Annotated in this window: 7 protein-coding genes; 2 read left to right on the forward strand and 5 right to left on the reverse strand. The window is 55.3% G+C overall.

The window, feature by feature from the left end:
- Together K9G39_RS11105 and K9G39_RS11110 are read right to left on the reverse strand one after the other, a co-directional pair.
- Positions 1–707 (reverse strand): carboxypeptidase-like regulatory domain-containing protein (locus K9G39_RS11105; protein ID WP_292004994.1); only part of this gene is annotated, 707 nt, incomplete at its 3' end.
- 521 nt (positions 708–1,228) lie between these two features.
- Positions 1,229–2,431 (reverse strand): pyridoxal phosphate-dependent aminotransferase family protein, encoded by a 1,203-nt coding sequence (locus K9G39_RS11110; protein WP_292005000.1) that lies wholly within the window; start codon positions 2,429–2,431, stop codon positions 1,229–1,231.
- A 237-nt stretch (positions 2,432–2,668) separates the two neighbouring features.
- On the opposite strand from K9G39_RS11110, the gene K9G39_RS11115 reads away from it, so the two are divergent.
- Positions 2,669–3,661 carry an NAD-dependent epimerase/dehydratase family protein gene (locus K9G39_RS11115; RefSeq protein ID WP_292004995.1) on the forward strand — a complete coding sequence of 331 codons (993 nt, stop codon included), beginning with the start codon at positions 2,669–2,671 and terminating at the stop codon, positions 3,659–3,661.
- Positions 3,662–3,712: 51 nt separating this feature from the next.
- Here the strand turns inward: K9G39_RS11115 and holA are convergent, their stop codons facing one another.
- From holA to K9G39_RS11130, 3 genes are all read right to left on the reverse strand, one after another.
- Positions 3,713–4,753 carry a DNA polymerase III subunit delta gene (gene holA, locus K9G39_RS11120; RefSeq protein ID WP_292004996.1) on the reverse strand — a complete coding sequence of 347 codons (1,041 nt, stop codon included), beginning with the start codon at positions 4,751–4,753 and terminating at the stop codon, positions 3,713–3,715.
- Positions 4,754–4,835: 82 nt separating this feature from the next.
- Positions 4,836–5,336 (reverse strand): single-stranded DNA-binding protein, encoded by a 501-nt coding sequence (locus K9G39_RS11125; protein ID WP_292004997.1) that lies wholly within the window; start codon positions 5,334–5,336, stop codon positions 4,836–4,838.
- Between the two features lie 101 nt (positions 5,337–5,437).
- Complete coding sequence (locus K9G39_RS11130; protein ID WP_292004998.1) at positions 5,438–6,235, reverse strand: dihydroorotate dehydrogenase electron transfer subunit; 798 nt, start codon at positions 6,233–6,235, stop codon at positions 5,438–5,440.
- 574 nt (positions 6,236–6,809) lie between these two features.
- On the opposite strand from K9G39_RS11130, the gene K9G39_RS11135 reads away from it, so the two are divergent.
- The coding region (locus K9G39_RS11135; RefSeq protein ID WP_292004999.1) for a TRC40/GET3/ArsA family transport-energizing ATPase at positions 6,810–7,410 on the forward strand (601 nt) is incomplete at its 3' end.

The raw sequence follows: 7,410 nt of genomic DNA on the forward strand, positions 1-7,410 counted from the left end.
GTTGCTGCTGAACCTTTGAGCACCTCGACCTTGTCGGCTGCGTTCATGTTGACCGAAGACCAGACAACTTCACCGGTTTCCGGGCTGTTGAGCGGGAACCCGTCATAGAAGCCCTGCACTCGGGTGCCGATTGCACCGCCCTGATAAGTATTGGAGCCGCGGATCTGCAGGGTTGAGGTTGTTTGTCCTCCGGCGCGGGTGACAACAACGCCAGGGACGTCCTCAACGACCTGGTCGAGGGTCGGGTTAGGTTCCTGTTTGATTTTTTCGGCAGAAACCACGTTGGCAGTCACCGGAACTTCAAGCCTGTCCTGCTTGTAAAGCGCCGCGCCGACAACTACTTCCGATGCCATAACGGTGGTTTGGCCGAGCGAGAGGTTGACCACGGAGGTCTGGCCCGCGCCGACGCTGACTACCTGGCTCGCGGGTGAGTAGCCCACGATGGAGACGGAAATTTTCTGCTGTTTTGCGGGTACGCCGCTGATGGTGAAGTTGCCGTTCATGTCGGTAGCGGTACCGATGGTGGTGCCGGCAACGGTAACGGAAGCGCCGTAAACTCCTTCGCCGTCAGCCTTGTCGGTAACCTTGCCTTTTACCGTGCCGGTATCGGCTGCGTAGCAGGGCAGCGGCACCAGCAGCGCCAGAAGGCAGAATGCTGACAGAACAAAACGGACAAGGGGGTAGACTTGCGCATGTTTTGTTTTCATTGTTATGTGATGTGTTGTGTGGTTGCAATAATACGAACTACAAAAGAACATGGTTGGTAAAGTCTTTCTCCTGCATAAACATCAACACGGTACGTACGGCACAATTACAGTCAATAACAGTACAACATTCGTCCTCCGGGTATTCACATATATCGGTAAATCTATTAAAAAAAAACAGAAAAGCGCAACTATTACGTTCATTGCCTCCCTGGCCGCTTCCCTCGCGGGGTGATGTCGCGTTTCTGCCGACATGCCGCCCCTGCGGGTCCCAGGGTTTCACCCTGCGCTACCGATATACCGTCCCTACGGGACTGGGGAAACATACAACGAAACCCATATTGGGAGGCCCCCCGTTTCTACCGATATGCCGTCCCTACGGGACTGAACACCGGCATACCGTCTTCTCTGCAAACCCCGTCGGGGTGCGATATCGGTAGCCGGGAGGGCGTTGAAACATCAATCCCCGGCAGATGCCGGGGACTGACTCAGTGTAACGGGGGACAGAAACGTTGGGGACGCTCTCAGATAACACCGAGTTCCCTGCCGATGGAGCAGAATTCGGTAATGACTTTGTCGAGGTGGTGACGTTCGTGGGTGGCCATGAAGCTGGTGCGGAGCGCTTCGTGGCCGGGCATGACGCCGGGGCGAATGAAGGCGTTCACGTAAACGCCGGCATCGAACAGTTTTTTCCAGAAGACCAGGGTTTTCATCTGGTCGCTGATGAGCACGGTGACAATGGCCGTGCGCGAAGGCATGAGCTTGAAGCCTGCCTTGAGCAGACCCTGGCGGACATAGTCGGTGTTGGCGACCAGGCGCTCCATGAGTTCCGGTTCATGGCGCAGGATGTCGAGCGTGGCAAGCACTGCGGCAACGCTTGCCGGGGTCGGCGACGCGCTGAAAATGAGCGACGATGCGTTGTGCTTGATGTAGTTGATGACAGGCCGGTCGCCTACGACGTAACCGCCGAGCGAGCCGAATGTTTTGGAGAAGGTGCCCATGATGAGGTCAACCTCGTTCACCAGTCCGAATTCGGACGGGGTGCCCCTGCCGCCTTTGCCGATGACGCCGACAGCATGAGCGTCGTCGATGACGATGCGGGCGTTGTATTTTTTGGCGAGCTCCACCAGTTTCGGAAGATCCACGATTTCGCCTGAAACCGAGAAAACGCCGTCAGAAACGATCAGGCGTCCGGCGTTTTCAGGAATTTTCTGAAGCACGCGCTCCAGATCATCCATGTTGTTGTGGTTGTAGCGCACCTGGTTGGCTCCTCCGCCCTGGGCCATCACGGATGCCGCTACAAGGCTGGCATGGTTGTCGCGGTCGGAAACGATGTATTCGCCGCGCTGTACCAGTGTGGGAATGATGCCCTGGCCGGTCTGGTAGCCTGTGCTGAAGAGCAGGCAGCGTTCCTTTTCGAACCAGTCGGCGAGTTTTTCCTCGAGTTCGATGTGCAGGTTGACGGTGCCGGTCATGTAGCGCGATCCGCTGCAGCTGGTGCCGTACTTGTTTATTGCGTTGATGGAGGCGTTTTTGACCCTCGGGTCGGCCGTGAGGCCGAGATAGTTGTTGGAGCCGGCCATAACCATCTTGCGTCCCGCAAAGCAGACTACCGGACCTTCGGTTTCGTCAATCGGATGAAAAAAGGGGTATATGCCCTGTGCCTTTACTTCATCGGCAAGGGTGAAATCAAAGCATTTCTTGAACAGGTCTTTCGGTTTCTCCACAGTCATGCAATATTTACTTCAGCTGTAACAAGTCAAAGCTGGAATTTCTCGTTTTTGCGGTCGTCTCTTTTTCTTTATTCTTTTGGTGACCGGGTTTCAGTGCGGGTGCTTGCCCCGAAACCGAAATGTATTAAAATTTTTGTTTTTTCGGTAAAGCGAGGTTCCGTTTTTTTACAGCCGGCAAGACCTTCAGGGATGCGGGAGTGCCCGGTACGCATTAACGAGGAGTACAGTCATATGGGTGAAACGATACTGGTTACAGGGTCAACTGGTTTTATCGGGGCGAGGCTGCTGAAGCTTCTTGCAGGGGAGGATGCATCGGTGCGGGTTTTCCTTCGTCCCGAGAGCGCAGGTGGCGCACTGCAGGAAAAGACCGAGGTGGTGAGGGGGAGTTTCGGCGATCCGGAGGCTCTTCGGCATGCAGTGCGCGGGGTGGATCGGATCGTGCACCTTGCAGGGGTCACCAAAGCTGCCGGAGATGCCGGGTTCGAAGAGGGCAACGTGATGCCGGTGCGCAACCTGCTGGCCGCCGTGAAGCAGCACAATCCGGGACTGAAGCGGTTTGTACTGGTTTCGTCGCTTGCTGCGGCCGGACCGGCTGCTGAGGGTGTGCATGGCCTCAGGGAGTCCGACGAGCCGCATCCGGTAAGCGCTTACGGGCGCAGCAAGCTGAGAGCCGAAACGCTTTGCATGGATGTGTCGGCCTCGGTGCCCGTTACCATCGTGCGACCTCCGGCGGTGTACGGTCCTGGCGACCGCGATGTGCTGCAGGTGTTCCTGATGCTTTCCCGAGGGGTGCTGGTGTCGGCGGGAAATCCCGAAAAGCAGCGGTTCAGCATGATCTATGTGGATGACCTCGTGCGGGGGATCATGGCTGCCGCGCGTTCTGAACGGACCGAAGGGCGGGTTTATTATATAACATCATTCTGTTCATGGTCGTGGGAGGAGGTTATTGCCGCCGCACGTCCCGTGCTTGGTTTCAGGAAGCTGCACCGGATCAATCTGCCCGGACCGGTGGTGTTTCTGCTCGGCGCTGTGGCAGGTGCTGTTGCGTCGTTTTCGGGAAAGCCCGGCCTGCTCAACCGCGACAAGGCCAATGAGCTGGTTCAGGATTACTGGGTATGTTCGCCCGAAGCGGCCAATCTCGATTTCGGTTTTACCGCCGATATGTCGCTCGAAGAAGGGGTATCGAAAACCATCACATGGTATCGGCGCGAAGGGTGGATGTAGAAGATTGTTGGCCGTTAGCGGTGTGCCGTACACGGCAGGGGAATTTGCGGATTATCCGATCAGTTTCTGCATCAATCGCAAGAGCAGGAAGCGCTCGTCGGGGTAGGGCAGCAGTCCTTTGAGTGCGGCATCGGTTTCCCTGAGCGCGAGAATGGCCGAGACGGTCTGCTCGCAGGTGAACGCACCGGTGTAGCCGAGATAGTTCCGTACGAAAAACTCCTGCTTGCCGTACATTCCCAGAATCCTGGCGATCTCTGCCGGCGGGAGCTGCCTTACGGCGGGCACCGAAAGCTTCCAGAGGCGCATGAAAAAAGTCGTCAGATAGCGGACGATGCTTCCGAGCCCCTCCTTCTGCCCTTCCCGGTCCATGATCATGATCGAAATGCCGCTCGACAGTCGCAGGTTCCTGCCTGCAACGGCTTTTTCGAGCTCGAAGACGTTGTAGGTTTTCGATATGCCGACGCAGTCATAGATATCTGTGGCGGTGATGGTATTGCCCTTGCGCATCGATGAGGCGTAAAGAATGATTTTATCGATTTCGCCTGCAATCTCTCGTGCGGAGGGCTGCACATAGGCGGCAAGGAGCTTCAGTGCTTCCGGCTCGAACTCCCATCCCGCAGCTTTCGCCTTTTCGGTAGCGAACAGGTCGGGATTGCGGATTGCCGGAAAATCGGTCCTGAATTTTTTCAGCTCCCTGAAGGGTGATTTGTCGAGATCTTTTTTATCGTTGCTGTCGGTATCGAGCACCAGTACGGTGAAGTTTCCGGGGTTGGCTATATAGGAGGCAAACTTTTCTTCGTGATGTTTCTGCTGCTCCTTTGAGCCGGTGCGTTTGACTTTTTCGAACTGCCGGACGATCAGCAGCTTTTTTTCGGTGAACATGGGGTACTCGGAGGCTTTCGAGGCCAGTTCGCCAAGGGTGAGGTCCTGCCCGTAGAGCAGTACGGAGTTGTATGTCGCTTCCTGGGGCGAGGGAAAAATCGCGGCTTTTATCAGTCCGACAAGCTCTTCCTTGATATAGCTTTCAGGTCCGGTGAAAAAATAAACGGGATCGATTTTTCCCGAGAGGATTCTTGTTTTCAGAGCATCCATAGTGTCAATCGGCGATCAGAAGCCAAAAGGCTGAAGCCGGAGAGTCCGCACCGCGGACTCTCCGGCTTCAGTGCGGTGAAGTTCAGAACGGCAGGTCGTCCTTGTCCTGTTCCATGGCCGGTCCGGATGGCTGTGAAGTGTTGCCGGAAGGGCTTTGCTGCCTGGCATCGCGGGGCATCTGGTTGTACTGGGGGCGCTCCTGCGAATGGCCGGCATCGCCGTACCCGCCCCCGTTGCCCTGTTCTTTCGGAGATCCGAGCATCTGCATGTCGGTGCAGACGATTTCGGTGGCATAACGCTTTTCGCCGCTTTTGTTGTCGTCCCAGCTTCTGGTTTGCAGGCGACCTTCTATGTAGACCTGCCGGCCTTTTTTCAGGTACTGGTTGCAGATTTCCGCGAGTTTTCCCCAAGCGACTATCCGGTGCCATTCGGTGCGGTCCTGCCAGCTTCCGGATGCGTCCTTGAAGTTTTCGCTGGTTGCTACCGTGAAATTGGAGACTGATTGTCCCGAAGCGGTGGTTCTCAGTTCGGGATCGTTGCCGAGATGGCCGATGAGCATTACTTTATTGAGTCCTTTAGCCATGATATGGTTTCTGCTGAGGTTATCGTTCCGGCAGACAGTATCCGGTGCGCAACAGTGAAATACCGCTGTCGTTCTTTTATTGGACAATACATCGAACAAAGTTACAAAACAAGCCGTCCTGCATCAAGTACCGGTCCTTCACGGCATAGCAGGACAGTTTCGATGCCGCCTCCCGGAGCCCTGACTTCGACGGAGCAGCCGTAACAGATGCCGATGCCGCATCCCATGATCGATTCGAGCGACACTTCGCATGCAATGCCGTATTTTCTGCTGAACGCGGCTACAGCCCGGAGCATCGGATTCGGGCCGCAGGCGAATATTTTCAGGCGGCTTTTTTTGCCGAGTGCCTCGATGTCGTGTTCGAGCAGCTCCACCACGGTGCCCCTGAATCCTGCCGAACCGTCGTCGGTCGCCGTCCGGCAGTTCGAGAGGTTCTGCAGCAGCAGGTCTCTTGATGTCCTGCCGCCGACGAAATTGATGCAGCCGGAGCCCTGAAGGGCAAGCTGTTTTTCGAGAAAGAGCATCGGAGCGGTTCCTATGCCGCCGGAAACCAGGAGGGCGGTGTCGAAGGATGGGTTCAGGATGTCGAAGCTGTTTCCGAGCGGTCCGAGAACCTGCATGGTAGAGAAGCAGGGGGAGCCGGCAAGAATTGCGGTTCCGCATCCAACGTTCCTGGCCATGATGTCGATCGAGTTTCCCCGGACGTTGTGAATGGAAAACGGCCGGCGGAGCAGCGGTTGCGTCGTATCGTTTACCTTGATATTGACGAAGTTTCCTGGCCGTGCCACGGAGGCAATTTCGGGGCATTCGAAGGTTATGACCGAAACATCCTCGCTGATTTTCCGCGAAGCGGTAATGGCTGCCGTGAGATCGGTTATCGGTAAGGTTTCTGGCATCATGGCGGTATGCTGAAGAGTGGGCGCGAAAAGCCGGGTATTGTTGAAAGATTAAGATAATAACGGAACACTCGGTCGAATATGCAAATGGCAGGAGTCAGTAGTCGGTAGTCAGTAGTCGGTAGTCAGTAGTCGGTAGTCAGTAGTCAGTAGTCAGTAGTCAGGAGTCAGTAGGCGGGAAGAGATTATGGATTTTGAATTATGGATTGGAGGGGAACGGGGTTTGCAAAGAAGACGGCATGCCGGTTTTCCAGCCCCGTAGGGGCGGCATGTCGGTAGCGCAGGGTGAAACCCTGGGAGCCGTAGGGACGGCATATCGGTAGAAATGGTGTATGCCCCCCCAAGTAGGGGGTTTTTTATTTCCCCAGCCCCGTAGGGGCGGCATGTCGGTAGCGCAGGGTAAAACCCTGGGGGCCGTAGGGACGGCATATCGGTAGAATGGGGAAGATCATCCTCCTGAAACAGGGGCTTATTTTTTTACGTGGCGGTAAGTGTGTATGTTTCATTCTTTGTAGAGTCCGGGGAGAGTTATATCTTTTGTCTTTCGATTGTATTTCACAAAACCAATGTCCGGTTCATGCGTATTTTAACTTTTACAGGTAAAGGCGGAGTAGGCAAAACCAGTGTTTCGGCTGCGACTGCTGTCCGTTTATCCGAGTTGGGCCATCGCACCCTTGTGCTTTCGACCGATCCGGCTCACAGTCTGTCGGATTCATTCAACCTTCCACTCGGAGCCGAACCAATCAAGATAAAGGAGAATCTGCATGCCATCGAGGTTAACCCCTATGTTGATTTGAAGCAGAACTGGCACTCGGTACAGAAATACTATACGAGAATTTTCATGGCCCAGGGCGTCTCCGGCGTCATGGCCGACGAGATGACCATTCTCCCGGGCATGGAAGAGCTTTTCTCTCTCCTGCGCATCAAACGCTATAAAACCGCCGGACTGTACGACGCGCTTGTGCTCGATACCGCTCCGACCGGTGAAACCCTCAGACTGCTTTCTCTTCCCGATACGCTTTCGTGGGGTATGAAAGCGGTCAAGAACGTTAATAAGTATATCATGCGTCCGCTCAGCAAGCCGCTGTCCAGGATGTCCGACAAAATTGCATACTTTATTCCTCCGGAAGATGCCATCGAATCGGTCGACCAGGTGTTCGACGAGCTCGAAGATATTC

The organism is Chlorobium sp. (assembly GCF_021740465.1).
GTDB lineage: Bacteria > Bacteroidota > Chlorobiia > Chlorobiales > Chlorobiaceae > Chlorobium.